Source organism: Micromonospora solifontis, assembly GCF_003725545.1.
Classification (GTDB): domain Bacteria; phylum Actinomycetota; class Actinomycetes; order Mycobacteriales; family Micromonosporaceae; genus Micromonospora; species Micromonospora solifontis.
The window spans coordinates 64,922-90,067 of record NZ_RJLN01000013.1; the positions used below are offsets into that span (position 1 = coordinate 64,922).

Consider the following 25,146-nt stretch of genomic DNA (forward strand, 5'->3'; position numbering starts at 1 on the left):
CGACCACCGGGCCGCGCCCGTTGCGTCGTCAGGCCGTCATGCTGGCGAAGACGATGACGTTGTCGACGTAGCTGCGGGCGTTCTGGTCGAACGCCCCGCCGCAGGTGACCACCCGCAGGCCGGGCCGGTCGCTCGGGCCGTAGACCAGCTCGGTGGGGAACGCGGTCTTCGGGTACGACTTCACCTCGTCCACGGTGAAGGTGGCGGTGGAGCCGTCCTCCCGGGCGACGCTGATGGTGTCGCCCTTGGTGAGGGAGCCGAGGTTGAAGAAGACCGCCGGTCCGAGCTTGGCCGAGTCGACGTGACCGACGATCACCGCGTTGCCGGTCTCGCCGGGGCTGGCGCCGGGGGAGTACCAGCCGGCCTTCATGGCCTGGTCCAGCGGGGGCACCTGGACCGTGCCGTCCGGGTTGGTGCCGAGGCTCATGATCTCGGCCTGCACCCCGATCCGGGGAATCGAGATGGTCGTCGGGATCGACCGGGGCAGCGCGGCGGGGCCGAGGTCCGGGTTCGCGGCGTCCGGGGGCTCCTGGAGGTCGGGTGCCGGTTCCACGGGTGCCTGGTCGGTGGCCTGCGTGCCGTCGTCGGGGGCGGCGGCGGTGATCGGATCGGCGGGCCTGGTCTGGGCGAGCGGCTGGGGCGGGCGGGGCGGGGGCACGGTCCGGAAGGACGCGCCGATCATGCCGGCGCCCGCCATGGCGAGGAGGACGACGACGGCGGCGCCGGCGGCGCGCCACGGTTTCCCGTGACGGCCGCCGGCCCGTGTCGCCGACCGGTCAGACGAGGTCATTGGCCCGACGCCGGCGGAGCAGGACGATGCCGCCCAGGGCGGCGGCACCGATCATGCCCGCGCCACCGGCGGCCATGCCCCGGTCGGTGCTGGTGGTGGTCATGCCACCGTCACCGCCGTCGACGTGGCCCCGCGGCAGGACCACCAGCTCGCCCTCGCCGCACGAGCCCTTCAGCTCGTACTTGCCCGGGCGGGCGTCCTTGGAGACGGTGGCCTCGCCGAAGTAGACGAAGTCCTTCCCGTGCTCCCAGCTGTCCGCGTCGCGGCCGTAGTCGGACTCGTCGCCCTGGCCGTACTCGTCGTGGCCCTTCCAGTCGCGGTCGGACTTGTCGTCCTTGCCGTGCTCGTCGCGGTCCTTGCCGTCGCGGCCCTTCTCGTCGCGCTGGTTGGCCTCGTCCTGGCCCTTCCAGTCGCGGTCGGACTTGTCGTCCTTGCCGTGCTCGTCGCGGTCCTTGCCGTCGCGGCCCTTCTCGTCGTGCCGGTTGGCCTCGTCCTTGCCCTTGCCGTCGCGGCCGTAGTCGGACTCGGCGTCCTGGCCGTACTCGTCGTGGCCCATCCAGTCACTGCCGTAGCTGGACTCGTCGCCCTGGCCGTAGTCCTTGCTGTCCCGGCCCGGGTAGGACTTCTCGTCCTGGCCGTACTGGTCGTAGCTCTGCCAGCCGCTGCCCTGGTCGCCGGGGTCGACGGCCACGCCGCCGCCCGCGCCGTCCGCCGGCGGCTGCGGCCAGCCGTTCTCGTCGCCGTGGCCGTCCGGACCCTTGCCGTGGTCGTCCTTGCCGTGGTCGTCCTTGCCCTTGCCGTGGTCGTCGCGGCCCTGCTCGTCCCCGCGGCCCTCCTCGTCGCGGCCGTGCCGGTCCTTGCCGTCGGGGCCCTGGTCCGCGTCCTTCCCCCAGTCACCGTGCTCGTCGCCGCGGTCGTCCCGGACCGAGTGGAGCTGCACCTTGCCGGTCACCTTGGACCAGACGAAGGCGTGCTCCTGCGCCTCCGGGCAGATCTCGAGGAGTTTGACCTTGTCGCCGGCCTTGACGACGTGCGGCTTGGCGATAACCTTGCCCTCGTCGTCCTGGTGCCCGCCCGCCCAGGCCATACCCGGGGTGAACACCAGAAGGCCGGCACCGCCGAGAGCGGCGCCCGCAACGACCTTCCCGAGCATCTTTTTAGCCATGACCTGCGTCACTCCATCCCTTTTTGTCCTGAGCCCGACGACAGTCGAGCTACGACCGACGTTAGACCGTTTCATGACTTATCCGGGGAAAGATTCGCGTTTAAGAGTTTAAGGGCAATGGTCCGGCTAGGAGTGGTACGGCGCTTCGCGGTCCCTCTAGGTGGCTCTCGGCGCTCCGTGCCGGCCTCGGGCCCGGACTGTCCGGTTGGGCCAGTCCGGGTGCGGCCGCGCCCTCGCTGCCGGCCGCCATGGATCTGCCGGCTTCCCGCCGGGTCGCCCGGCTCGCGCCGCCCTCGGGTCGGTTGGCATCGAGGCATTGCCATGGAAGCGCTCCCATGCAAGAATCGCTGCACGCGGTTCGGGGAGCCACACCGCGAGCTCAGGCGTCGAGGGCAGCCGGGTCGACCGGGCGGCGTCGGAGAAGTCGGCCGGCCGTGCCGGTCGCGTCCCCACCACCACGCCCGTCCGGGTCGGGCACCCCCGAAAACACCCGTGGCGCCGACGGCCGTCCTGGCGGACGTCCCGAGGGCCATTTCGCCGGGCCGTACGCGGATCCGGTCTCGCCCAAGGAGATCAGTGGCATGAATCTGTGGAGAAGGCTGTCCGGCCGGAGCCGGACGCTCGCGCTGACCGGCGCCGGCGTCCTGGTCGCCGGCGGGCTGGTGACCCTCCCGGTCACCGCGGCGCAGGCCGCGACCCAGTGCAGCGTGGACTACGTCACCAGCGACTGGCAGGGCGGGTTCACCGCCACCGTGACCATCAAGAACCTCGGTGACCCGCTGAGTTCCTGGAACCTCGGCTTCACCTTCCCGAACAGCTCGCAGAAGGTCGTCTCCGGCTGGTCCGCCAGGTGGTCGCAGAGCGGCCAGAACGTCACCGCGGCCAACGAGTCCTGGAACGGGTCGCTCGCCAGCGGCGCCAGCACCACCATCGGCTTCAACGGCGCGTGGAGCGGCAGCAACCCGAAGCCGACCTCGTTCACCCTGAACGGCACGGTCTGCAACGGCGGCACGCCGCCGACCAGCACGCCGCCGACCAGCACGCCGCCGACCAGCACGCCGCCGACGACGCCCCCGCCCACCACGCCGCCGCCGACCACCACGCCGCCGCCTGGCCAGCGCGTGGACAACCCCTACGCCGGGGTGAAGGGCTACGTGAACCCGGAGTGGAAGGCCAAGGCCGAGTCGGTGTCCGGCGGCAGCCGGGTGTCGAACAACCCGACTGCGGTCTGGCTCGACCGGATCGCCGCCATCAACGGCACCCCGAACAGCAGCTCGAACGGGTCGATGGGCGTGCGGGACCACCTGGACGCGGCGCTCGCCCAGGGCGCCGGCTACATCCAGTTCGTCATCTACAACCTGCCCGGCCGGGACTGCGCCGCGCTGGCCTCCAACGGTGAGCTGGGTCCGGACGAGCTGCCCCGCTACAAGTCGGAGTACATCGACCCGATCGCCGCGATCCAGGGCGACGCCAAGTACAAGAACCTGCGGATCATCAACATCATCGAGATCGACTCGCTGCCCAACCTGGTGACCAACACCTCCGGCAACGCGGGTGGCACGGCGATGTGCGACACCGTCAAGGCCAACGGCGCGTACGTGAACGGCGTCGGCTACGCGCTGGCCAAGCTGGGCGCGATCGGCAACGTCTACAACTACATCGACGCCGCGCACCACGGCTGGATCGGCTGGGACAGCAACTTCGGCCCGGTCGCCGACCAGCTCAAGGCCGCCGCCGTCGCGTCCGGCAGCACGGTGCACAACGTCACCGGGTTCATCGTCAACACGGCGAACTACTCGGCGCTCAAGGAGCCGTACATCAAGATCACCGACTCGGTGAACGGCACCAGCGTGCGGCAGTCCAAGTGGATCGACTGGAACCAGTACGTGGACGAGCTGTCCTTCGCCCAGGCGTTCCGCAACAAGCTGGTCTCGATCGGCTTCGACAGCAACATCGGCATGCTGATCGACACCTCCCGCAACGGCTGGGGCGGTCCCAACCGGCCCACCGGTCCGGGCGCGACCACCAGCGTCGACACCTACGTCGACGGGGGCCGCATCGACCGCCGGATCCACGCCGGCAACTGGTGCAACCAGTCCGGGGCGGGCCTCGGCGAGCGGCCGCGGGCGAACCCCGAGCCTGGCATCGACGCGTACGTCTGGGTGAAGCCCCCGGGTGAGTCGGACGGCTCCAGCACCGCGATCCCGAACGACGAGGGCAAGGGCTTCGACCGGATGTGCGACCCGACGTACACCGGCAACGCCCGCAACGGCAACAACCTGACCGGCGCCCTGCCGAACGCGCCGATCTCCGGTGCCTGGTTCCCGGCCCAGTTCCAGCAGCTCATGGCCAACGCCTACCCGCCGCTCTCCTGACCCGGCGGCCGGCCTACCCGCCGCGGCGGGAGTGAGGCACCGCCGCGCGGGTTCCCCGGGCCCCTGGTCGACGCCCACGTCGACCAGGGGCCCCCGGGCGTCAGGGGACCGTCTTCTCGATCGCAGCCCGGCCCAGCTCGGCCAGATCACGGCGGGCCCGGTCCAGGTTCTCCGGGGTGAGGTCCTGGCCCCGGGCCATCACCAGGTCCTCCGGCTCCCAGGGCTGCTCCGCGCCGGTGCGGATGTTGTCCCCGGCGGCCCCGGTGCCGGTGCCGGTCGCGCCGGTGCCGGCCGCGTACGGGTCGCCGAGGAGGTCCGGCGAGCCGGTGTCCGGCACCGCCCCGTCGGGCTCCGTGAAGACCGGATTGTCCGGGTCGGTGCCACCGCTGCGCAGTTGCGGCACGGTGCTGTCGTCGTCCACCGCCGCGGCCACCTCGGGGGTCTCCTCCAGCGGCCGCCGGCCACCACGGTCACGATCCGTCATGCTGCTGCCCTCCTGTCGGAGTTCCGGGATCCACCTGAGGTACCCCGTGCCGGGGCGGGCATGCCCACGGCCCGGCGGCGGGCCGCCGGGCCGTGCGGAACGGGCGGGTCGGATCAGGGTTCGTCGCCGCGGTGCGGCTCGGGCGGCCGGTTGGGGCTGACCCACTGCCAGCCCAGCATCGCCAGCCCGAAGGCCAGCATGACCAGGCCGGCCCAGAGGTTGATCCGGACCCCCTGCGCCTTGTCGATCTCCGCCGTCGAGTCGAAAAGCCCCATCAGGCCGACGATCAGCCCGTACGCGACGAACAACCCGCCGATCACCCGGCGGATGTCGAACAGCCGGGCCGCCGCGGAGCGTGCCTCCCGGGCATCCTCGGTCTCGTCGACCAGGGGGTCGTGGGCCTCGCCGTGCTGGTAGCGGTCGGCGTCGTCTGCCATGGCGTGCGTCCCTTCCTCAGAAGACCGGGATGTAGAACAGGGCGGCGAGGATCACGGCGACGACGCCGAGCAGCACCGGGGAGCGGTACCAGACCGCGTCGCCGGCCAGCGAGTCGTCGGCCAGGGAGGCGTCGCTCAGGCCGTAGACCAGGCCGGTCAGCTCGTCATCGTGCTTCGGCCGGGTCAGCGGCGTGACGACCGCGGCGACCACCGCCACGGTGACGAACGCGAGCCCCGCGCCCCAGAAGCTCTCCTCCAGGTCCGAGTTGAAGCTGATCACGCCGGCCCGGTAGAGCAGGTAGGTCGCGACCGCCACCACGGTGCCGGAGAGCAGCGACCAGAAGCCGGCGAGCGCGCTCATCCGCTTCCAGAACATGCCGATGATGAAGGTGCCGAAGAGCGGGGCGTTGAACACCGAGAAGAGCGCCTGGATGTAGTTCATGATGTTGCTGAATCCGGCGGCGATGAAGGCCGTGCCGATGCCGATCAGCACGGCGGCGACGGTGGCGAGCCGCCCCACCCTGACGTAGTAGTCGTCCGAGCGGTCCCGCTTGAAGTACGCCTGCCAGATGTCGTACGTGAACACGGTGTTGAAACCGCTGACGTTGGCCGCCATGCCGGCCATGAACGAGGCGAGCAGGCCGGTCACCGCGATGCCGAGCACCCCGTTGGGCAGCAGGTCGCGCATGAGCAGCGGGATGGCGTTGTTGTAGACCAGGTCACCCTCCTCGGTGCCCAGCCCCTTCACCGTGACCAGGGCGACCAGGCCGGGGATCACGGTGACCAGGGGGATGAACAGCTTCGGGTACGCGGCGATGATCGGCGTACGCCGGGCGGCGCTCATGTTCCGGGCGGACAGGGCCCGCTGCACCTCAGCGAAGTTGGTGGTCCAGTAGCCGAAGGAGAGGACGAAGCCGAGGCCGAAGACGATGCCCAGCCAGTGTGCGCCGAGCGGGTTGTCCGTGCCGCCGGTGCCCTGCCAGGCGTGCAGCCCGGCCTCGCCCAGCTTGCTGCCCTTGACCGCGTCCATCAGACCGGAGACGCCCCCGACTTTGATCAGGCCGAGCACGGTGACCGGCACCAGGCCGGCGATGATCACGAAGAACTGGAGCACCTCGTTGTAGATCGCTCCGGACAGACCGCCGATGGTGATGTACGCCAGCACGATGAACGCTCCGACCACGATCGCGACCCAGAGCGGCCAGCCGAGCAGCGCCTGCATGATCAGGGCCAGCGCGTACAGGTTCACCCCGGCGATGAGCACCTGGGCGACCGCGAAGGTGATCGCGTTGAGCAGGTGGGTCGGGCGGTTGAACCGCAGCCGCAGGTACTCGGGGACGCTGCGGACCTTCGAGCCGTAGTAGAAGGGCATCATCACGATGCCGAGGAAGACCATCGCCGGCACCGCGCCGATCCAGTAGTAGTGGACCGTCATGGCGCCGTACTGCGCGCCGTTGGCCGCCATGCCGATGATCTCCAGCGCGCCCAGGTTCGCCGAGACGAACGCCAGGCCGGTCACCCACGCGGGGAGCGACCGGCCGGAGAGGAAGAAGTCGACGCTGGTGCGGATCGCCCGCCGGGCGGCGAAGCCCACCCCGATGACCGTGACGAAGTAGAGCGCCAGGATCACATAGTCCACCGCGTTCATGTTCAGCCGTAGGCCGTCGCCCATCCCGCGCTCCCTCCGTGCGACGCTGCGCCCGCAGGTACCCCGATCCGGGATATTTCATGCATGGAGCGCGATGTGTCGCACCTGGCGGGGCCCCGGCCGGAACGTCCGGCCGGGGCCCGTGGCGAACATCGCGGTCAGCGGCCCAGGACGCGGTCCAGGAAGTCGCGGTAGCCGCGCACGGCCATCCGGAGCTGCTCGGTGTCGGCCGAGCCGGACTCCTGCCAGCCGCCCAGCTTGCTCTTCTGTTCCCGCAGCGCGGTGGCGAGGGCCTCCATGGCCTCGTCGACCAGCGCCTGCGCCTCGCCGACCGCGGCCTTCGGGTCGTCCACGAAGCGCAGCTGCACGTCCCGCCAGCGGTCCCGGAAGCTCTGCGCCGCCTCCGGGGCGAAGAGCGTGGCGGCGTCCGCGGGTACCGCACCCGGGGTGGGCCGGGCCCCCGGGGCCGCCGCGTCGGCCATGCCGGCCGCACTGGCGCCGGCGGTCGACCCGGCCACGCTGGCGCCGGCCGCGGCGGTGCTGGCGTCCGGGTCGACCATCTCCGGCTCCGCGCTGCCGTATCCGGTGGCGCCGGCCTCCGGCGCGTCGTCGCGCGCCGCGCCGGACTGCTCGGCCGCCCAGCGGTCCGGGTCGTGCAGCCGGTCACCGGCCGTCGGGTCGGCCCGCTCGGCGTCGAACGCGTCGGTCCGCCCGGGGGCGCCGTCGCCCGGCACGGCGGTGTCCTCGCCGCGCGGGTCGCGCTCGTCCTCGGGCCGCCCGCTGGCCATCGCGGAGGCGGCCACCGCGTCGCCGACCGTGGTCGCCCCGAACGCCGTCGGCAGCGGCGCGGGGTCGTGGTACTCGGTCCGGCCGGTCTCGCCGGCGTCGGCGGCCTCCGCGTCCCGGACGTCCCGCGCGTCGTACCCGTCCCGTCCGTCCCCGGGGTCGGCGCGGCGGTGGTCGCCGCCCTCGCCGACCACCGCCGGGTCGTCGAAGGTGCCCCGGTCGTCCAGCGCGTCCTCGGGTACGTCGGCCCGGTCGCCCCGGTCGCGCCGGTGGCCGTCGGCCTCGGCGCCGGGCGGGGGGACCGGCACCGGCTCGGACCGGACGGCGTCGGCGCGGTCCTGGATGCTCTGCTGCTCTTCCTGACGCATGGCGGCGGCCTCCTCAGTGGCTCGTGGCGTCGTGCTCGTGGTCGGGGTGGCGCTGCTCCGGCGGCTGGCCGCCGACCGGGTCCGCGCCGAGCAGGTCGGCGAAGAGGGCCCGGTAGTGCACGAGCGCCTGCCGCAGGTCCTCGGTGCCGGCCTCGCCGCGCTCGTTGCGCAGCCGGATGTCGTGCGCGTCCCGGTAGTGGCCGAGGGTGCGGGCGTGCTCGACGGAGAGGTGGGCGGCCTGCTCGGAGAAGTCGCCGGTGGGGTACCCACGCTCGGCGATCAGCCGGCTGACCAGCTCGTCGGCCTCGCCCACCGTCTCGGCCGGAGAGTCGACGAAGCGGACCTGGAGTTCCTCCCAGGCCGCGGCGTACTTCGCCCGGGACTCCGGGCTGAGCGGGGTGAGTTCCAGTTCGGCGTGGCGGCGCTCCCGTTCGCGCAACTCGCGCTCGGCGGCGCCCCGGCTGTCCTGCTCGGCGACGGCCCGGTCGTACTCGGGGCCGAACCGCTGCCTGAGGGACCGCCGGCGGCTGGCCACGACGGCGACCGCGGCCAGCGCCGCGAGGACGAGAACGACGATGACTAAGACGACTACCTGCGTGGGCGACATGGCTCCTCCTTCGCCGCCTGGTATTCCCGCTGCGCCGTGATCACCAATCCCGATCCGGGGCACTTTCGTCGGCGATCGGGTTGACCCGTCGCCACCCGCGCCCCGGAAACTGACTCGTTCCAGAAAGCGGAATCGGCTGACGCCGGGCCCGCCGAAGTGCTCGACGTGGGTGGACGGCCACGGGCAGGCCGCCGACCGGTCCCGCCCGCCGGTTCCGCCGGGCGTACCCGTCGAACGGCGTCCACCCGGGAACATCCCGGACGGTAGTCCCCGGCGAGACGGCCGGTAGTGCATCCGCCGGTGATTACGTATCCTGCCCAAGGCGCCCGAGCCGGGGCCCGGGCGTCCGTGGGCGGTCAGCCTCCGGCCCGGTGTCGGCGCCGCCCCTGCGACACCTTCCCGGCGAGGTCTGATGAACACCCGTGACTGGCCGATCCGCGCCAAGCTGACCGCGCTGGTCATCGGTCCGGTGACCGCGCTGCTGGCGCTCTGGATCTTCGCCACCACGCTGACCTTCGGGCCCGCCCTCGATCTGCTGGCCGCCCGCACCTACCTCTACGATCTCGGCCGTCCTGGTGAGACGGTGGTCGCCGAGCTGCAACGGGAGCGCCGGCTCTCGGTCGTGCAGCTCGCCGGGGACGGCATCCTCCCCGCCCTCGCGGAACAGCGCGGCCGGACCGACCGGGCGGTCGCCGAGTTGCGGCGCCGGGTCAACGGGGACGACCTGCGGGACGCCGCCGACGACCTGCTCGACGCCCGTCTCGACCAGTTGGTCTCGGCGCTCGACGCGCTGCCCGCCGGCCGGGGCTTCATCGACGCCCGCAAGGTGGACCGCGCCGGGGCAATCGGCCTCTACAGTGGCATGATCAACTCCGCCTTTCAGGCGTTCTCCGCGATGGCGACGATGCCCGACGTCCAGCTCAACCGCGAGGCGCTGGCGCTCACCGCGCTGGGCCGGTCCCGGGAGCTGCTGGGTCAGGCCGATGCCCTGCTGGCCGGCGCGATCACCGCCGGCCGGTACGCCGAGGGCGAGCACGAGCAGCTCGTCCGCACCATCGAGAACCAGCGGTTCCTGGCCGAGACGGCGGTGGCCGACCTGCCCGCGACGGAACGGGCGGCGTACCGACGGCTCACCGAGGGCACCGACTTCGTCCGGCTGCGCGCCCTCCAGGACACCCTGATCCGCAGCGCCGGCCTGCCGGCCACGTTGGACGTGCGGGGCTGGGAGACCAGCCAGGCCGGGGTCTGGCAGGGCCTGCGCGATTTCGAGCTGCGCGGCGCCGACGGGCTGGCCGAGCGGTCCGTGCCGATGGCGGTGGGCATCCTGATCCGGCTCGCCGCCGCCGGGTTGCTCGGCATGGTGGCCATCGTGATCTGCGTGCTGATCGCGCTGCGGGTCGGCCGCTCGCTCGCCCGCCGGCTCACCGGGGTCCGCACCGCCGCGCTGGAGATGGCCGAGCACCGGCTGCCCGACGTGGTCGCCCGGCTGCGGCGCGGCGAGGAGGTGGACGTCAGCCGGGAGGCGCCCGAGCTGGACCATGGCGGCGACGAGATCGGCGAGGTCGGGCGGGCCTTCAACGAGGTACGCCGGACCGCCCTGCAGTCCGCCGTCGACGAGGTCACCCTGCGCCGCGGGCTCAACGAGGTCTTCCTCAACATCGCCCGGCGCAGCCAGGGCCTGGTGCACCGGCAGTTGGCGCTGCTGGACCGGCTGGAACGGCAGACCGAGGACCCGGACGAGCTGGCCGGGCTCTTCCAGGTCGACCACCTGGCCACCCGGCTCCGGCGGCACGCCGAGGACCTGGTCATCCTCGCCGGTGCCGCGCCCGGCCGGGGCTGGCGCAACCCGGTCGCCGCCGTCGACGTGATCCGCGGCGCGATCTCCGAGGTCGAGTCGTACGACCGGGTGGACGTGGGCGAGGTGCAGCCGGCCGGGGTGCTCGGCCGGGCCGTCGGCGACGTCATCCACCTGCTCGCCGAGCTGATCGAGAACGCCACGGCCTTCTCCCCGCCGGGCCGCCGGGTGGACGTCACCGGCCGGACGGTGCCCGGGGGGTACGCCGTCGAGATCACCGACCATGGCCTGGGCATGTCGCCGCAGGCCCTGGCGCAGGCCAACCGCAAGCTGTCCCGCTCGCCCGAGTTCGACCCGGCGGACAGCGCCCGGCTGGGCCACTTCGTGGTCGCCCGGCTCGCCGCCCGGCACGGCGTCCGGGTCGAGCTGCGGGCGGCCGCGCCCGCCGGCACCACCGCCGTGGTGCTCGTCCCCGCCGACCTGGTCACCGAGGAGCCCGCCCTGGCGCCGACCGGTCCGGGGACGACGTCCGGCGACCGGCGGATGGCCAAGGTGACCCGGCTGAGCACGGTGCCCCGGCCGCGTACGACCCGGCCGGTGCGGGAGCGCCCCGAGTCGGCGGTGGTGCCGCTGCCGTCGGGGCGGACCTCCGCGGTGGAGGACCCCGTCGACGGGGACGGCCTGCCGCGTCGCGTCCGCCGGCGCGGGCCGGCCAACCGCCCCCGTCCGCCCGTCGCGGAGACCCCCGCGCCCCGGTCCCCGGAGGAGGCACGCCGGGCCATGTCCGCCCTCCAGGCCGGCACCGCACGGGGTCGCCGGGAAGGCGCCCGTGCCGCCGCCGAACCCGCCGCCCCGGCCTCCGACCGGGTCGCGGCGCCCTCCCCGCCGGAGCCGGCGCCGGCTCCGGAACCCCCGACCGCGACTGAGAGGGACGCCTAGTGGTGCACACGACGCGGCAGAACGCCGATCTCGACTGGTTGCTCGACGACCTGGTGGAGCGGGTGCCCGCCGCCCGCCAGGCGGTGGTGCTGTCGGCGGACGGGTTGCTGCTCGGCGCCTCCGCCGAGCTCGGCCAGGACGACGCGGAGCACCTCTGCGCACTGGCCTCCGGCTTCTCCAGCCTGGCGAAGGGGGCCACCCGGCACGTGAACGGCGGCGCGGTCCGCCAGACCGTGGTGGAGATGGAGTCCGCGTACCTGTTCGTGACGGCCGCCGGGCAGGGGGCCTGCCTCGCGGTGGTGAGCGACGCCGACGCCGACATCGGCCTGGTGGCGTACGAGATGGCGATGCTGGTGGTCCGGGTCGGCGAGAACCTGAGCGCCCCGGCCCGGACGGCGCCGGAGGCCGGCGATGCGGGCTGAGTCGCCGGGCCCGCAGCACGAATGGCTGGACGGTGCGGCCGGGCCGGTGGTCCGGCCGTACACGCTCACCGGAGGCCGGGTGCGCCCGCCGGTGGCGGGTTTCGACCTGGTGGCGTTCGTGCTGGCCCGGCCGGCGGCCGACGCGACCGGTCAGCCCGGCTTCCAGCCGGAGCACCGGCGCCTGGTCGAGTTGGCCCGGCGTCCGGCCGCGGTGGCCGACCTCGCCGCCGACCTGAACCTCGCCGTGGGCGTGGTCCGCGTGCTGCTCGGCGACCTCGTGGCCCGCGGGCTCGTCGCGGTGCACCAGCCGCCGACCGCCGCGTATCTGCCCGACGACAACATCCTCAAGGCGGTGGTCAGTGGACTCCGTGCGCTCTGACCGGCAGGTGGCCGCCCCGCGCGTCCCGCTGGCCCTGAAGATCCTCATCGCCGGTGGCTTCGGGGCCGGCAAGACGACGCTGGTGAGCGCGTTGAGCGAGGTCCGGCCGCTGCAGACCGAGGAGGTGCTGACCGGTGCCGGGGTCGACACCGACGACATCTCCGGGGTGGAGCAGAAGTCGACCACCACGGTGGCGATGGACTTCGGCCGGATCACGATCAACGACGATCTCCAGGTCTATCTCTTCGGCACCCCGGGTCAGGACCGGTTCTGGTTCCTCTGGGACGAGCTGGCCTTCGGTGCCCTCGGCGCGGTCGTGCTGGCGGACACCCGCCGGCTGGCCGACTGCTTTCCCTCGATCGACTACTTCGAGCAGCGCGGCGTTCCCTTCGTGGTGGGGGTCAACTGCTTCGACGGAGCCCGGCGGTTCGGTCTGGAGGCGGTCCGCGACGCGTTGGACCTGGACCCGGAGGTGCCGCTGGTGCTCTGCGACGCCCGGGACCGGCAGTCCGGCAAGCTGGTGCTGATCTCGCTGGTGGAGCACGTCGCCCGGCAGCGCGGCGAGCCGGTGCCGGTCGGCTGACCGCCGGCCGAGGGCGGCTCCGGCGAAACCGGCCCGGGAAAAGACGGGTAACCGGCCGGCCGGCGGGGAAGCCTCTGGTTGGATCTGGGCAGGAGGCGGCGGAAGGTGGGACCGGTGACCGGGCAGGACACGATCGTCCACATCGGCGGGTACACGGCGGAGATGGGCGGGCGGGCCGAGGGCATCGTCGCCGCCCGCCGCGACCCGCGTACCGGGGAGCTCACCCCGCTCGGCACGGCGGCGGTCACCCCGTCGCCGTCGTTCCTGGTCCGGCACCCCACGCTGCCGGTGCTGTACGCGGTCAACGAGGGCGCCGAGGGGCGGGTCAGCGCGTTCCGGACGGAACCGGACGGCGGGCTGGCGCTGCTCGCCGTCGGGGAGACCGGCGGGGCGGAGCCGTGCCACCTGGCGGTGGTCCCGGACGGGCGGTACCTGGTGGTGGCGAACTACGGCGGCGGCAGCGTGGCGGTGTTCCCGCTGGACGCCGCGGGCGTGCCGGGGGCACGCAGCGACCTGGTCCGGCACGAGGGGCGCGGCGCCGACCCGCAGCGGCAGGAGAAGGCGCACTGCCACATGGTCTCGCCGGACCCGGACGGGGGGCCGCTGCTCGCCGTGGACCTGGGCACCGACTCGGTCTACCGGTACGACCTGGACGCCGCCTCGGGCCGGCTGGTGCCCCGGGCGCCCCGGGTGCGGACGCCGGCCGGCACCGGCCCCCGGCATCTCGCCCGGCACCCCGATGGGCGGCGTTGCTGGCTGGTCGGCGAGTTGGACGGGACGGTCATCGGCTACGAGCTGACCCCGGACGGCGCGCTGCACCAGCGGGCCCGGGTGGACGCCAGCGGGCGGGCCGGACACGTGCAGCCCTCCGAGGTCGCCCTCGGGCCGGACGGGCGGTTCCTCTACGTGGGCAATCGCGGGGTGGGCACGGTGGCCGTCTTCGCGGTGCCCGGCGAGCGGCCCGAGCTGGTGGCCGAGGTCGACACCGGCGGGGAGTGGCCCCGGCACTTCGCCCTCGCCGACGGCCACCTGTACGTGGCCGACGAGCGGGCCGGCATGATCAGGATCTTCCAGGTGGATCCCGGCACCGGGGTGCCCGAGCCGGTCGGGGAGCCGGTGCCGGTGGCGAGCCCGACGTGCGTCCGGCCGTAACGGATCAAGGCGCCCGAGCGCTGTCTGTTGTGGACGTCCGCCACGTCCAATGACTGACCAGTCACTCAAGGTAACTTTTTGGTGATCAACTGTTTCTCCTGCGTAACTTTCGTCCGAACGGACGTGGCAGTACCCCCACGAGATACGCAAGATGGTCACCGTGTCTGGCCGCCATCGCATGCGTTCAAGCCTCCGCGGGGCCGGTGCCGCCGCGGCGGCCACCGCGCTCGTCCTCGTCATAGCCGGCTCCTGGTTCGGTTACCAGCAGCTTGCCGGTCCGTCCTGCTCGGGGAAGATCCAGCTCTCCGTCGCCGCCACCCCGGAGATCGCCCCGGCGGTCAAGGGGGCGGCCGACCAGTGGGTCGCCGACGGCGCGGCGGTCGGCGGGACCTGCATCGCGGTGAACGTCGTCTCCTCGGAGTCGGTCGACGTGGCCGCCGCGGTGGCGAGCAAGCACGGCGCCACCCTCGCCGGTGTCGGGCAGGCCAGCGGCACCGTGGTGACGCCGGACGTGTGGGTGCCGGACTCGTCCAGCTGGCTGCTGCGTCTGAAGTCCGGCGGGGCCACCGCGTTCGCTCCGACCAACGGGGCCTCCATCGCGCGCAGCCCGGTGGTCGTCGCGGTGCCCGAGCCGGTGGCGACCCGGTTCGGCTGGCCGGACAAGAAGCTCACCTGGACCGACCTGCTGCGGCAGGTGACCAGCGACAAGCCGTTGCGGGCCGGCATCGTGGAGCCGACCCAGGACGCGGCCGCCCTCTCCGGGCTGCTCTCGCTCACCGCCGCCGCCAGCGCCACCGGCGACGCGCCGGGTTCGGCGAAGGCGCAGGAGGCGAGGGTCGGCGCGCTCCGGGCGCTGGCCACCAACCGCTCTTCCCTGCGACAGGACCTCCTGGCCCGCTTCCCGCGCTCGAAGGACCCGACGGCCATCGCCGCCGGCCTGGGCGCGGCGGCGCTGTCCGAGGAGGACGTGATCGCGTACAACAGCACCAAGCCGCCCGTCCCGCTGGCCGCGCTCTACCTCGACCCGTCGCCGATGCCGCTGGACTACCCGTTCGCGGTGCTGCCCGGCATCGAGCCGGCCAAGGCCTCGGCCGCCAAGGTGCTCTTCGAGGTGCTGACCACCCCGGGCTTCAAGAACCGGCTGGCCGGGCAGTCGCTGCGTGCCCCGGACGGCAACTGGGGACAGGGGTTCAAGGCGCCGCAGGGCGCACCGAGCCCGGCGGGCAACGCCCCCGCCGCTCCGGCCGGTGAGGGTGCGGCCGGCGGCTTGGACCCGATCGCCATCCAGCAGGCCACCAGCTTCTGGTCGGTGGCCACCCAGTCCGGTCGCATGCTCTGCGTCATCGACGTCTCCGGCTCGATGAAGACGAAGGTGGCCACCGCCAACGGCGCCAGCCGGGAGCAGGTCACCGTGGCCGCCGCCAACCAGGGCCTGTCGCTCTTCGACGACTCCTGGTCGATCGGCCTGTGGACCTTCTCCACCAACCTCCAGGGCTCGCAGGACTACCACCAGCTCGTGCCGATAAGGCCACTGTCGAGCAACCGGCGGCCGTTGCAGCAGGGCTTGGCCTCGATCAAGCCGTCGAGTGGCGACACCGGCCTCTTCGACACGCTCCTGGCCGCCTACAAGACGGTCCAGGAGGACTGGGAGCCGGGCAAGGTCAACTCGATCGTACTCTTCACCGATGGCAAGAACGACGACAACAACGGCATCAGCCAGAAGGAACTGATCAACCAGCTCAAGAAGATCCGCGACCCGGAGCAGCCGGTTCAGGTGATCATCATCGGCATCGGGAACGACGTCAGCAAGGCGGAGCTCGACCCGATCACGGCGGTCACCGGCGGACGGACGTTCGTCACCATCGACCCGACCAAGATCGGCGAGATCTTCCTCCAGGCGATCGCCCTGCGGCCGCCGGCTCCGCGCTGAGCGGTACGTCAGCGTATAGGTTCCGCCGTATCGGGAGATCCGATACGGCGGAACGCTTTCCGGGCCGCCCCGGGCCCGGAAAAGTGACGGCAATACGTCCGAATCAATCGGCGTCCATAATTGCGAGGCAAGATGTCCGGGAGCTCCGAGTCGCCGGCTCGCCAGCGGGGCCGAGCGGTGCGGGGTCGTCCTGCGCGACGTGGGGAGGGCCGGTGACGTCCGCGACGCTGTTGACCCCCGCCCGGGCGGCGGCCGATCCGCGGGACCGCCGTCCCGGCCCGGCGACGCGCGCCGCGGAGCGGGCGTACGTCCGCGTGCTCGCGGTGCTGGACACCGCCGTGCTGGCCGTGGCGATCCTGGTCGGGTACGTCGGCCGGTTCGGCGAGCGGGAAGCGGTCGGTTCGGAGATCCCGTACACCGTGTTCGCGCCCGGCCTGCTGGTGATCTGGCTGGTCTCGCTGCGGGCGATGCGGTGCTACGACGACCGGGTGCTCGGCTACGGCGCCGAGGAATACCGGCGGGTCAGCTCGGCGAGCCTGCGGCTGGCCGGGGGCATCGCCATCGCGGGTTACATCGCCGACGTCGGCGTCTCCCGGGGCTTCCTGGCCCTCTCCTTCGCGGTGGGCACGTTCGGCCTGGAGGTGGCCCGGTTCGCCGCCCGCAAGCGGCTGCACCGGGCCCGCTTCCGGGGCGCCGGCTGGTCCCGCAAGGTGCTGGTGGTGGGCGACACCGCGCACGTGCTGGAGTTGGTGCACACCCTGCACCGCGAGCCCTACGCCGGCTACCAGGTGGTGGGCGCCTGCATCCCGGACGCGCTGCTGGCGCCGGTGCCGCAGCGGCTCGGCGACGTCCCGGTGGTCGGCTCGTTCCGTGGCATCCCCGAGGCCGCCACCGCCATCGGCGCGGACACCGTGGCGGTCACCGCCTCCGGTGAACTCACCGCGACCCGGCTGCGGCGGCTGGGCTGGCAGCTGGAGGGCACCGGCGTCGACCTCGTGGTGGCCCCGGCGCTGACCGACGTCGCCGGCCCGCGGATCCACACCCGCCCGGTCGCCGGGCTGCCGCTGATCCACGTCGAGGCACCCGAGTTCCGGGGCGGCCGGAAGCTGGTCAAGGGGCTGGTCGACCGGTCGGTGTCGCTGGTGGCGCTGCTCCTGCTGCTGCCACTCCTGGTGACGATCGCGCTGGCCGTCAAGCTGGACAGCCGGGGGCCCGTGCTGTTCCGTCAGGTCCGGGTCGGGCAGGGCGGCCGGGAGTTCGGCGTCTTCAAGTTCCGCACCATGGTGGTCAACGCCGACGCCCTGCTGGCCGACCTGGCCGTGCGCAACGAGACCGACGGCCTGATGTTCAAGATGCGCGACGATCCCCGGGTCACCCGGGTCGGCCGGCTGCTGCGCAAGTGGTCCCTCGACGAGCTGCCCCAGTTGGCGAACGTGCTGCTCGGCCAGATGAGCCTGGTCGGCCCGCGCCCGCCGCTGCCCACCGAGGTGGCCCGGTACGACGGCGACGTGGCCCGCCGCCTCCTGGTCAAGCCGGGCATGACCGGCCTCTGGCAGGTCAGCGGGCGGTCCGACCTGAGCTGGGAGGACGGCATCCGGCTCGACCTCTACTACGTGGAGAACTGGTCCCTCGCCGCCGACCTGACCATCCTCTGGAAGACCTTCGGCGCGGTGCTCCGGGGCCGCGGCGCGTACTGAGCCGGCGGCCGGCGCGGGTCAGGGCTGCGGGCCCAGCCAGTCCAGGCAGACCACCACCGCGTCGTCGATCAGGTCCCCGGCGACGAACGCGCGCAGGTCGCCGATCAGCGAGCGGACCGCGTCCAGCGGCTCCATCGGCCCGGTACGCCGCAGGAAGCGGTCCAGCGCGGTCTCGCCGTACCGGATCCGCTCGGCGGTCGCGTCGATGACCCCGTCGCTGACCACGAAGAGCCGATCCTCGCGGTGCAGCTGGAACCGCTGCTCCCGGTAGTCCGTGCCCTCGAACATGCCGAGCGGGAACTGCTTCTCCAGGACCTGCTCGCTGACCTCTCCGTCGCGCACCCGCACCAGGCGTGGCGAGCCCGCGTCGACCACGGTGATCATGCCGGTGGCCAGGTCCAGCTCCAGCAGCAGCGCCGACAGGTGCTGCGCGCCCCGGTGCAGCGCGTAGATCGCCTGGTCGGCCAGGGCGGCCTGGTCGGCGAGGCCCAGCTCGGCCCGGCGGGCGTTGCGCAGCGCGTGGGTGGCCAGCGAGGTGAGCATGGAGGCGGCCACCCCCTCGCCGGAACCGTTGATCACCGACAGCCAGAGCCGGTGACCGTCGTCGGACCAGTCGAAGCTGTCGCCGCGCACCGCGTACGCCGGCTCCAGCTGCCCGGCCAGGCTGAACGACGGGCGGATCCGGCTGCGGCCGGGCAGCATCTCCCACTGCATCTCGGCGGCCAGGGTGAGCCGGCGGGTACGCCGGGCGGCCCGGTAGATGTCGGTGCTGGCCGTGACCGCGGCCAGCTCGTGGCCGAGCGCCGTGGAGATGGTGTCCAGTTCCCGGATCACCTCCGGGTCGGCCGGCACCGGCGACACCCGGAGCACCCCGCGCCGTTCGCCGCGCATGCCGACCGGGAACCAGCCGGTCCCCTCCGCGATGATCGGCTCCTGGTGGTCGAAGCAGCGCCAGGCGGGATGGCCCGGGCCGGTGATCGGCTCGCCGTCGGCCAGCGGCAGCAGCACCGACAGCCGGTAGTCGACCTGGTAGAGGTCGGTGCGGGTGATTCCGTAGGACCGCTCCAGCTCGTCGCCGAGCCGGTTGAGCAACTGATCCGCGGGCGCCTCGGTGAGGGTCCGGCGGGCCCGGTCCTCCGGTCCACTCATCTTTGCTCCTTTGCACAGGTCGCCGGCCCGGTACGCCGGGTAGTCTCGGGCGCACCATGGCCGAAGAAGTCGGTCCGCACGGACCTGAAGTGAGTATGGCCGCCGCCCTGGACGACGCGGCGGGCACCCTGCTGGCTGTCTGGGAGGCGGCCCGGGAGCGGACCACGAGCCGGCTGTCGGGCGCTCAGTTACGCGCGGTCATGGTCGTCGAGCAGTACGACGGGATCAACCTGCGGCGGCTCGCCACGCTGACCGACATGCTGCTCTCCTCGGCCAGCCGGCTCTGCGACCGGCTGGTGGCGGCGGGGATGCTGGAGCGGGAGCCGGGCCGGTACGACCGGCGGGAGATCTCCCTGCACCTCACTCCGGCGGCGAACCGGCTCCTCGCCGAGCTGCGGGCCGACCGGCGCCACCGGCTGGACCGGATCCTGGCCGGGATGAGCCCGGCGGGGCGCGCGGCACTGCTGCGCGGGATGCGCGAGTTCGACGAGGTGGCCCGCCGGGGCGAGGCCGACGGGGAGGACTTGACCGTGCTCCGGCCGTCCGGAGACCCGGTCGGCGCTGCGCCGACCGGGCCGGGGGAGACGCCCGGCGAGACCTCGGTGGCGTGTAGCGCGTGAACCCGGTCGCCCGCCGCCGGGCGGGTCGCGCTCAGCCTTGCAGGTAGGCCAGCACGGCGAGGACCCGCCGGTGGTCGGCCAGCCGCGGCTCCAGGCAGAGCTTGGCGAAGATGTTGCGCACGTACGTCTCGACGGTCTTGCCGCCGACCCCCAGCCGCTGGGCGATGGCGTCGTTTGAGCGGCCCTCGGCCGAAGCGTGACCCGCTCGACAGCTCCGGTTCAACCGGAGCGAGCCAGCCAGCCGACCGGCCGGTCGATGATCCGGCGGATCACCGAGGCGGCTCCGCCGACCGCCGCGGACTGGGCCCCGAGCGCTGCCGGCCGGACCGTGACCGGTGCCCAGGCGGCGGTGAGGACCCGCCGGGAGACCTCGGCGACCACCGGCGGGGAGAGCCACCGGGCGAGCGGGGCGTATCCGCCGCCGAGCACCACGGTGTCCAGATCCAGCAGGTTCACCACGCCGGCCACGGCCACGCCGAGGGCGGTGCCGGCGTCGGTCAGGGCGGTCAGCGTGGCCGGGTCACCGGCCGCGGCGAGGTCGGCCAGCCGGGCCGCGGCGGTGTCGGCGGGCAGGTCGGCGCCGGGCAGCCCGGCCGCCGCCAGGATGGCCTCCTGGCCCGCGTACCGCTCCAGGCAGCCCTGCCCGCCGCAGCGGCAGGTCCGGCCCCGCGGGTCGACCGGGATGTGACCTATCTCGCCGCTCCAGCCGCGGGCGCCCCGGTAGAGCGCCCCGTCGAGCACGATGCCGGCGCCGATGCCGATCTCGCCCGAGACGTGCAGGAAACTGGCCGACCCGGGTGGGCCGGCGTGCAGCTCGCCGAGCGCGGCCAGGTTGGCCTCGTTGTCCACGACCAGCGGCGGGATCCCGTCGACCGGTTCGGCGAGCGGCCGCCCGCCGAGCAGTCGGGGCACGTCCACGTCCCGCCAGCCGAGGTTCGGCGCCAGCCGCACCAGGCCGCCGTCGGAGACCAGGCCGGGCACCGCGAGCGCCGCTCCGGCCAGGGTCAGGCCCTCGCGTACGGCCGCGGCGCGCGCCTCGGCGGCGAGCGCGGCGAGCCGGTCCAGGGTGTCGGCGGGGGAGACCGGGCGCAGGTCGGCCCGGCGCACCAGGTGGTGGCGGACCGTGCCGGTCAGGTCGACCACGCAGGCGGCCAGGTAGTCGACGTTGACCTCCAGCCCGAGCCCGGCCGGGCCGTCGGCCGCCAGCACCAGGCCCCGGGCCGGCCGCCCGGCCCCGGCACGCGGGGCGGGGTCCGCCTCGGTCACCAGCCGGCCGGCGATCAGGTCGTCGACGACGGCGGAGACGGTGGCCCGGGTCAGCCCGGTCGCGGCGGCGAGGTCGGCCCGCGAGGGCGGTCGGTCGGCGGCGGCGATCCGCCGGAGCACCACGGCGAGGTTGAGCTCACGGAGGCTGCCCTGCCGGACGGCTCCGGTGCTGGTGCTGGTCACCCCTTGACACTGCCACACCGCGGTCATTTAATTCAACCACTGAACAAATTACGGACGACACCGCCACCATCACCCGGAGGTCTGCCATGGCACCCCGTCCCACCCCTGCCGACAAGTTCTCCTTCGGTCTCTGGACGGTGGGCTGGCCGGCCCGGGACCCGTTCGGCGACGCCACCCGGCCCGACCTGGATCCGGTCGAGGCGGTGCACCGGCTCGCCGAGCTCGGCGCGTACGGAATCACCTTCCACGACGACGACCTCGTCCCGTTCGGCTCCGACGCCGCCACCCGTGACCAGCACATCGCCCGGTTCCGCAAGGCCCTCGACGAGACCGGTCTGGTCGTGCCGATGGTCACCACCAACCTCTTCACCCACCCGGTGTTCAAGGACGGCGGCTTCACCAGCAACGACCGGGACGTCCGCCGGTACGCGCTGCGCAAGGTGCTGCGCAACGTCGACCTGGCCGCCGAGCTGGGCGCCCGCACCTTCGTGATGTGGGGCGGCCGGGAGGGCGCCGAGTACGACCTGGCCAAGGACGTCCGCTCCGCGCTGGACCGGTACCGGGAGGCGGTCGACCTGCTCTGCCAGTACGTCCTCGACCGCGGCTACGACCTGCGCTTCGCCCTCGAGCCGAAGCCGAACGAGCCGCGCGGCGACATCCTGCTCCCCACCGTCGGGCACGCGCTGGGCTTCATCTCCACCCTGGCCCACCCCGAACTGGTCGGCCTGAACCCGGAGGTCGGGCACGAGCAGATGGCCGGGCTGAACTTCGCGCACGGCATCGCCCAGGCGCTCTGGCAGGGCAAGCTGTTCCACATCGACCTCAACGGGCAGCGCGGCATCAAGTACGACCAGGACCTGGTCTTCGGCCACGGCGACCTGCTCAACGCGTTCGCCCTGGTCGACCTGCTGGAAAACGGCGGCCCGAACGGCGGCCCGGCGTACGACGGACCGCGCCACTTCGACTACAAGCCCTCCCGCACCGAGGACATGACCGGGGTGTGGGCGTCGGCGGAGGCGAACATGCGGACGTACCTCCTGCTCAAGGAGCGGGCCGCGGCGTTCCGGGCGGACCCGGAGGTGGCCGAGGCGCTCGCCGCCAGCAAGGTCACCGACCTGGCCACGCCGACCCTGAGCCCCGGTGAGGGCTACGCCGAGCTGCTCGCCGACCCCTCCGCGTTCGAGGAGTTCGACCCGGCGGCGACCGGGGCGAAGGGCTTCGGCTTCGTCCGGCTGAACCAGCTCGCCGTCGAGCACCTGCTCGGCGCGCGCTGAGGCGGGGCCCGACATGCCGCTCGTCGCGGGAGTCGACTCGTCCACCCAGTCCTGCAAGGTGGTCGTCCGGGACGCGGAGACCGGCGCGCTGGTCCGGCAGGGCCGCGCGCCGCACCCGGACGGCACCGAGGTCGACCCGCACGCCTGGTGGGAGGCGCTGCAGGCGGCCGTCGCGGCGGCCGGCGGGCTGGCCGACGTGGCCGCCGTCTCGGTCGCCGGCCAGCAGCACGGCATGGTCTGCCTGGACCCGGCGGGCGAGGTCGTCCGCCCGGCGCTGCTGTGGAACGACACCCGGTCCGCGGACGCCGCGCGCGACCTGATCGCCGAGGCCGGCGGCGGCGAGACCGGCCGGCGATTCTGGGCCGACGCGACGGGCGCCGTGCCGGTGGCCAGCTTCACCGCCACCAAGCTGCGCTGGCTGGCCCGGCACGAGCCGGCGAACGCCGAGCGGGTGGCCGCGGTCTGCCTGCCGCACGACTGGCTGACCTGGCGGCTCGCCGGGGCATCCGGCCTGGACGCGCTGCGCACGGACCGGGGCGACGCCAGCGGCACCGGCTACTGGTCGCCGCGGACCGGCGAATACCGCCTCGACCTGCTGGAGCAGGCCCTCGGCCGGCGGGTCCGGGTGCCGGTCGTGCTCGGCCCGGCGGAGCCGGCCGGACAGCTCGACCCGGCGGTGCTCGGCGGCGGGCCGGGCACCGCCGGCCCGGTCCTTCTCGGGCCCGGCACCGGGGACAACGCCGCCGCGGCGCTCGGCGTCGGGGCCGGCCCGGGCGACGTGGTCGTCTCGATCGGCACCTCCGGCACCGTCTTCGCGGTCGCCGACGCCCCGGCCGCCGACCCGGCCGGCGCGGTGGCCGGCTTCGCCGACGCCACCGGGCGCTTCCTGCCGCTGGTCTGCACGCTCAACGCCGCCCGGGTGCTGGACGCCGCGGCGACCCTGCTCGGGGTCGACCTCGACGCGCTGAGCGAGCTGGCCCTGGCCGCCCCGCCCGGCGCCGACGGGCTGGTCATGGTGCCGTACCTGGAGGGGGAGCGGACCCCCGACCGGCCCACCGCGACCGGGGCCCTGCACGGGCTCACCCTGGGCACCTCGACCCCGGCCCACCTGGCCCGGGCCGCCGTCGAGGGGATGCTGTGCGCCCTCGCCGACGGCCTGGACGCGCTCGTCGCGCAGGGCGCGCGGGCCGACCGGATCATCCTGGTCGGCGGCGGAGCCCGCTCGGTCGCCGTACGCCGGATCGCTCCACAGGTCTTCGGCCGTCCGGTGGTCGTCCCGCCGCCCGGCGAGTACGTCGCCGACGGCGCGGCGCGCCAGGCCGCCTGGGTCGCCCTCGGTGGCGCGACGCCGCCGTCCTGGGTCCTCGCCGGCACCGAGGAGTACGCCGGGGAGCCCGTGCCGGCCATCCGGGAACGCTACGCCCGGGCCCGGGACCTGGTGGTGGACCGACCACCCGGTCGGGGCTGAGCAGGCCGGGGGCCGTCATCCGGCCGTGATCTCCGCCTGGTTGGCTGCCGAGCATGAGCGGCACCAGGATCGCCGGGCGCGGCAACGCGGCCCACCGGCTCTACAGCGTGGTCGTGTTCGTGCTGCTGGCCTCGCTGGACAACGTGGCCATCGGGCTGGTCCCCCCGCTGTACGGGCCGATCTCCGAGGTGTTCGGCGTGCCGCAGCGGCTGCTCGGGCTGGTCACCGCGGTGAGCTTCCTGGTCAGCGCGGTGGCCGCCGTCGGCTGGGCGTACGTGGGCGACCGGACGAACCGCAAGCCGCTGCTGATGGTGGGCACGCTGATCTGGGCCGCGGGCACCGGGGGCAGCGCCCTGGCCGGGCACTACCCGGCGTTCCTGGTCGCCCAGCTGGTCGCCGCGGTCGGGCTGGGCGCGGTCGGCTCGGTCGGCTTCTCGGTGGTCACCGACCTGATCTCACCCCGCCGCCGCGGCCTGGTGATGAGCTTCTGGGGGCTGTCGCAGGGGGTGGGCACCCTCGCCGGCACGCTCACCGGCGGCCTCCTCGGCGCCACCGACTGGCGGCGGCCGTTCCTGCTGCTCACCGTCGTCGGCCTGGCCGCCACCGTGGCCTACCTGTTCACCTACGACATCCGGCGCGGCCAGAGCGAGCCGGAGCTGGCCGCGGCGCTCGACGCGGGCGCCGACTACGACTACCGGATCAGCCGCGCCGACCTGCCCCGGATCCTGGCCCGGCGGACCAACCGCTGGCTGATCCTCCAGGGGCTGACCGCACAGGCGGCGTTCGGCTCGCTGGTCTGGCTGCCGGTGCTCTTCGCGCAGCGGGCCGAGGCGCAGGGCTACTCGCCGGCCACCGGCGTCGTGGTGGGCAGCGTCTTCGCCACCCTGTTCCAGCTCGGCGGGGTGTTCTCCATCCTGGGCGGCCTGGCCGGTGACGCCCTGCAACGGCGTACGCCGAGCGGGCGGGCGCTGGTCGCGGCGGTGGGCATCCTCGCGGCGGTGCCGTTCTACCTGGTCCTATTCCTGGTCCCGATCCGGATCGACGTGCCGGACGGCGGCAGCTCCGGCGCGGTGGTCGGCGCGGTGCTGGCCAGCGTCTTCACCGAGCCGACGGTCGGGCTGAGCCTGCTGACCGCCCTGCTGGCCCTGGCGCTCACCTCGGCCAACTCGCCCAACTGGTTCGCGCTGATCGCCGACGTCAACCCGCCCGAGCACCGGGGCACCGTCTACAGCCTCGGCAACCTGGTCAACGGGGTCGGCCGGGCGGCCGGCAACGGGTTGGTCGGGGTGGCCTTCGCCGGGTTGCGGGCCGCCTTCCCGCCGCCGTTGAACTACGCCGTCGGGCTGGCCGTGTTCCAGCTCTTCTTCATCCCGACCGGGTTCATGTACTGGCTGGCCGCGCGCACCTCCCCCGGGGACATCGAGTCCGTCCACGACCTGTTGCACGCCCGCGCCGACCGCCTTTAAGGAAGGGCCCCTTATTAACGCCTCGGGTAGAGGAAGGGTCCCCTGTTAACAGGCCGCCGCCGTCCGCGGCTGTGGCGAGGTGGCGCACGCGGACAGGTGGGCGGGGCGTTAAGAGGGGCCCCCTGTACAACGCCAGGCGTTAACAGGGGGCCCCTCCTTACCT

General features: G+C 73.6%; 22 protein-coding genes. 12 read left to right on the plus strand and 10 right to left on the minus strand.

The annotated features are described in order from the left end of the window. Positions 1-28: 28 nt before the first annotated feature. Entirely contained in the window at positions 29-790 is a 762-nt protein-coding gene (locus tag EFE23_RS07015) for a class F sortase (RefSeq protein ID WP_123240074.1), read from the minus strand. Next, positions 777-1,892, minus strand: coding sequence for a hypothetical protein (locus EFE23_RS07020; RefSeq protein WP_233600904.1), 1,116 nt, complete (start codon positions 1,890-1,892; stop codon positions 777-779). The genes EFE23_RS07015 and EFE23_RS07020 overlap by 14 nt, the downstream gene beginning before the upstream one ends. Before the next feature lie 644 nt (positions 1,893-2,536). On the opposite strand from EFE23_RS07020, the gene EFE23_RS07025 reads away from it, so the two are divergent. After that, on the plus strand, positions 2,537-4,330 hold the full coding sequence (locus EFE23_RS07025) for a glycoside hydrolase family 6 protein (RefSeq protein ID WP_123240075.1): 1,794 nt from the start codon (positions 2,537-2,539) through the stop codon (positions 4,328-4,330). A gap of 100 nt (positions 4,331-4,430) precedes the next feature. On the opposite strand, the gene EFE23_RS07030 is transcribed toward EFE23_RS07025, so the two are convergent. The 5 genes from EFE23_RS07030 to EFE23_RS07050 form a co-directional block, all read right to left on the minus strand. Next, positions 4,431-4,814: a hypothetical protein gene (locus EFE23_RS07030; RefSeq protein WP_123240076.1), complete on the minus strand. Its 384-nt coding sequence runs from the start codon at positions 4,812-4,814 to the stop codon at positions 4,431-4,433. Between the two features lie 113 nt (positions 4,815-4,927). Continuing rightward, positions 4,928-5,251, minus strand: a complete 324-nt coding sequence (locus EFE23_RS07035; protein WP_123240077.1) for a hypothetical protein — start codon at positions 5,249-5,251, stop codon at positions 4,928-4,930. 16 nt (positions 5,252-5,267) lie between these two features. Next, positions 5,268-6,923 (minus strand): sodium:solute symporter family protein, encoded by a 1,656-nt coding sequence (locus EFE23_RS07040; RefSeq protein ID WP_123240078.1) that lies wholly within the window; start codon positions 6,921-6,923, stop codon positions 5,268-5,270. Between the two features lie 134 nt (positions 6,924-7,057). Continuing rightward, positions 7,058-8,053 (minus strand): hypothetical protein, encoded by a 996-nt coding sequence (locus EFE23_RS07045; protein WP_123240079.1) that lies wholly within the window; start codon positions 8,051-8,053, stop codon positions 7,058-7,060. 13 nt (positions 8,054-8,066) lie between these two features. Next, positions 8,067-8,660, minus strand: coding sequence for a hypothetical protein (locus EFE23_RS07050; RefSeq protein ID WP_123240080.1), 594 nt, complete (start codon positions 8,658-8,660; stop codon positions 8,067-8,069). 412 nt (positions 8,661-9,072) lie between these two features. On the opposite strand from EFE23_RS07050, the gene EFE23_RS07055 reads away from it, so the two are divergent. The 7 genes from EFE23_RS07055 to EFE23_RS07085 all read left to right on the plus strand — a co-directional run bounded on the left by EFE23_RS07055 (position 9,073) and on the right by EFE23_RS07085 (position 17,557). Beyond that, entirely contained in the window at positions 9,073-11,394 is a 2,322-nt protein-coding gene (locus tag EFE23_RS07055; protein ID WP_123240081.1) for a sensor histidine kinase, read from the plus strand. Then, complete coding sequence (locus tag EFE23_RS07060; protein WP_123240082.1) at positions 11,394-11,816, plus strand: roadblock/LC7 domain-containing protein; 423 nt, start codon at positions 11,394-11,396, stop codon at positions 11,814-11,816. Before EFE23_RS07055 ends, EFE23_RS07060 begins: the two co-directional genes overlap by 1 nt. After that, positions 11,806-12,195, plus strand: a complete 390-nt coding sequence (locus EFE23_RS07065) for a DUF742 domain-containing protein (RefSeq protein ID WP_123240083.1) — start codon at positions 11,806-11,808, stop codon at positions 12,193-12,195. Before EFE23_RS07060 ends, EFE23_RS07065 begins: the two co-directional genes overlap by 11 nt. Further along, positions 12,176-12,778, plus strand: a complete 603-nt coding sequence (locus EFE23_RS07070; protein WP_123240084.1) for a GTP-binding protein — start codon at positions 12,176-12,178, stop codon at positions 12,776-12,778. The genes EFE23_RS07065 and EFE23_RS07070 overlap by 20 nt, the downstream gene beginning before the upstream one ends. 114 nt (positions 12,779-12,892) lie before the next feature. Beyond that, positions 12,893-13,930, plus strand: coding sequence for a lactonase family protein (locus EFE23_RS07075; RefSeq protein ID WP_199736952.1), 1,038 nt, complete (start codon positions 12,893-12,895; stop codon positions 13,928-13,930). Between the two features lie 178 nt (positions 13,931-14,108). After that, positions 14,109-15,860 carry a VWA domain-containing protein gene (locus tag EFE23_RS07080; RefSeq protein ID WP_123240086.1) on the plus strand — a complete coding sequence of 584 codons (1,752 nt, stop codon included), beginning with the start codon at positions 14,109-14,111 and terminating at the stop codon, positions 15,858-15,860. Positions 15,861-16,072: 212 nt separating this feature from the next. Next, entirely contained in the window at positions 16,073-17,557 is a 1,485-nt protein-coding gene (locus EFE23_RS07085) for a sugar transferase (protein WP_123240087.1), read from the plus strand. 18 nt (positions 17,558-17,575) lie between these two features. Here the strand turns inward: EFE23_RS07085 and EFE23_RS07090 are convergent, their stop codons facing one another. Further along, positions 17,576-18,706, minus strand: coding sequence for a PP2C family protein-serine/threonine phosphatase (locus tag EFE23_RS07090; RefSeq protein ID WP_123240088.1), 1,131 nt, complete (start codon positions 18,704-18,706; stop codon positions 17,576-17,578). Positions 18,707-18,801: 95 nt separating this feature from the next. Between EFE23_RS07090 and EFE23_RS07095 the strand changes: the two genes are divergently transcribed. Further along, a complete protein-coding gene (locus EFE23_RS07095; RefSeq protein WP_123240089.1) occupies positions 18,802-19,326 on the plus strand; it encodes a MarR family winged helix-turn-helix transcriptional regulator in 525 nt (174 codons plus the stop codon). 31 nt (positions 19,327-19,357) lie between these two features. Here EFE23_RS07095 and EFE23_RS07100 read toward each other — a convergent pair whose 3' ends face one another. Together EFE23_RS07100 and EFE23_RS07105 are read right to left on the minus strand one after the other, a co-directional pair. Further along, positions 19,358-19,549 carry a LuxR C-terminal-related transcriptional regulator gene (locus EFE23_RS07100; protein WP_199736954.1) on the minus strand — a complete coding sequence of 64 codons (192 nt, stop codon included), beginning with the start codon at positions 19,547-19,549 and terminating at the stop codon, positions 19,358-19,360. After that, positions 19,546-20,802 carry an ROK family transcriptional regulator gene (locus tag EFE23_RS07105; RefSeq protein WP_123240090.1) on the minus strand — a complete coding sequence of 419 codons (1,257 nt, stop codon included), beginning with the start codon at positions 20,800-20,802 and terminating at the stop codon, positions 19,546-19,548. The genes EFE23_RS07100 and EFE23_RS07105 overlap by 4 nt, the downstream gene beginning before the upstream one ends. A 59-nt stretch (positions 20,803-20,861) precedes the next feature. Here EFE23_RS07105 and xylA point away from each other — a divergent pair, with 59 nt between their 5' ends. Genes xylA through EFE23_RS07120 form a run of 3 tightly spaced genes read left to right on the plus strand, consistent with a single transcriptional unit; the run spans position 20,862 to position 24,983 of the window. Continuing rightward, positions 20,862-22,049 carry a xylose isomerase gene (gene xylA, locus EFE23_RS07110; protein WP_123240091.1) on the plus strand — a complete coding sequence of 396 codons (1,188 nt, stop codon included), beginning with the start codon at positions 20,862-20,864 and terminating at the stop codon, positions 22,047-22,049. Between the two features lie 13 nt (positions 22,050-22,062). Then, on the plus strand, positions 22,063-23,517 hold the full coding sequence (xylB, locus tag EFE23_RS07115) for a xylulokinase (RefSeq protein ID WP_123240092.1): 1,455 nt from the start codon (positions 22,063-22,065) through the stop codon (positions 23,515-23,517). A 53-nt stretch (positions 23,518-23,570) separates the two neighbouring features. Next, positions 23,571-24,983 (plus strand): MFS transporter, encoded by a 1,413-nt coding sequence (locus EFE23_RS07120; protein WP_123240093.1) that lies wholly within the window; start codon positions 23,571-23,573, stop codon positions 24,981-24,983. The last annotated feature ends 163 nt before the right edge of the window (positions 24,984-25,146 follow it).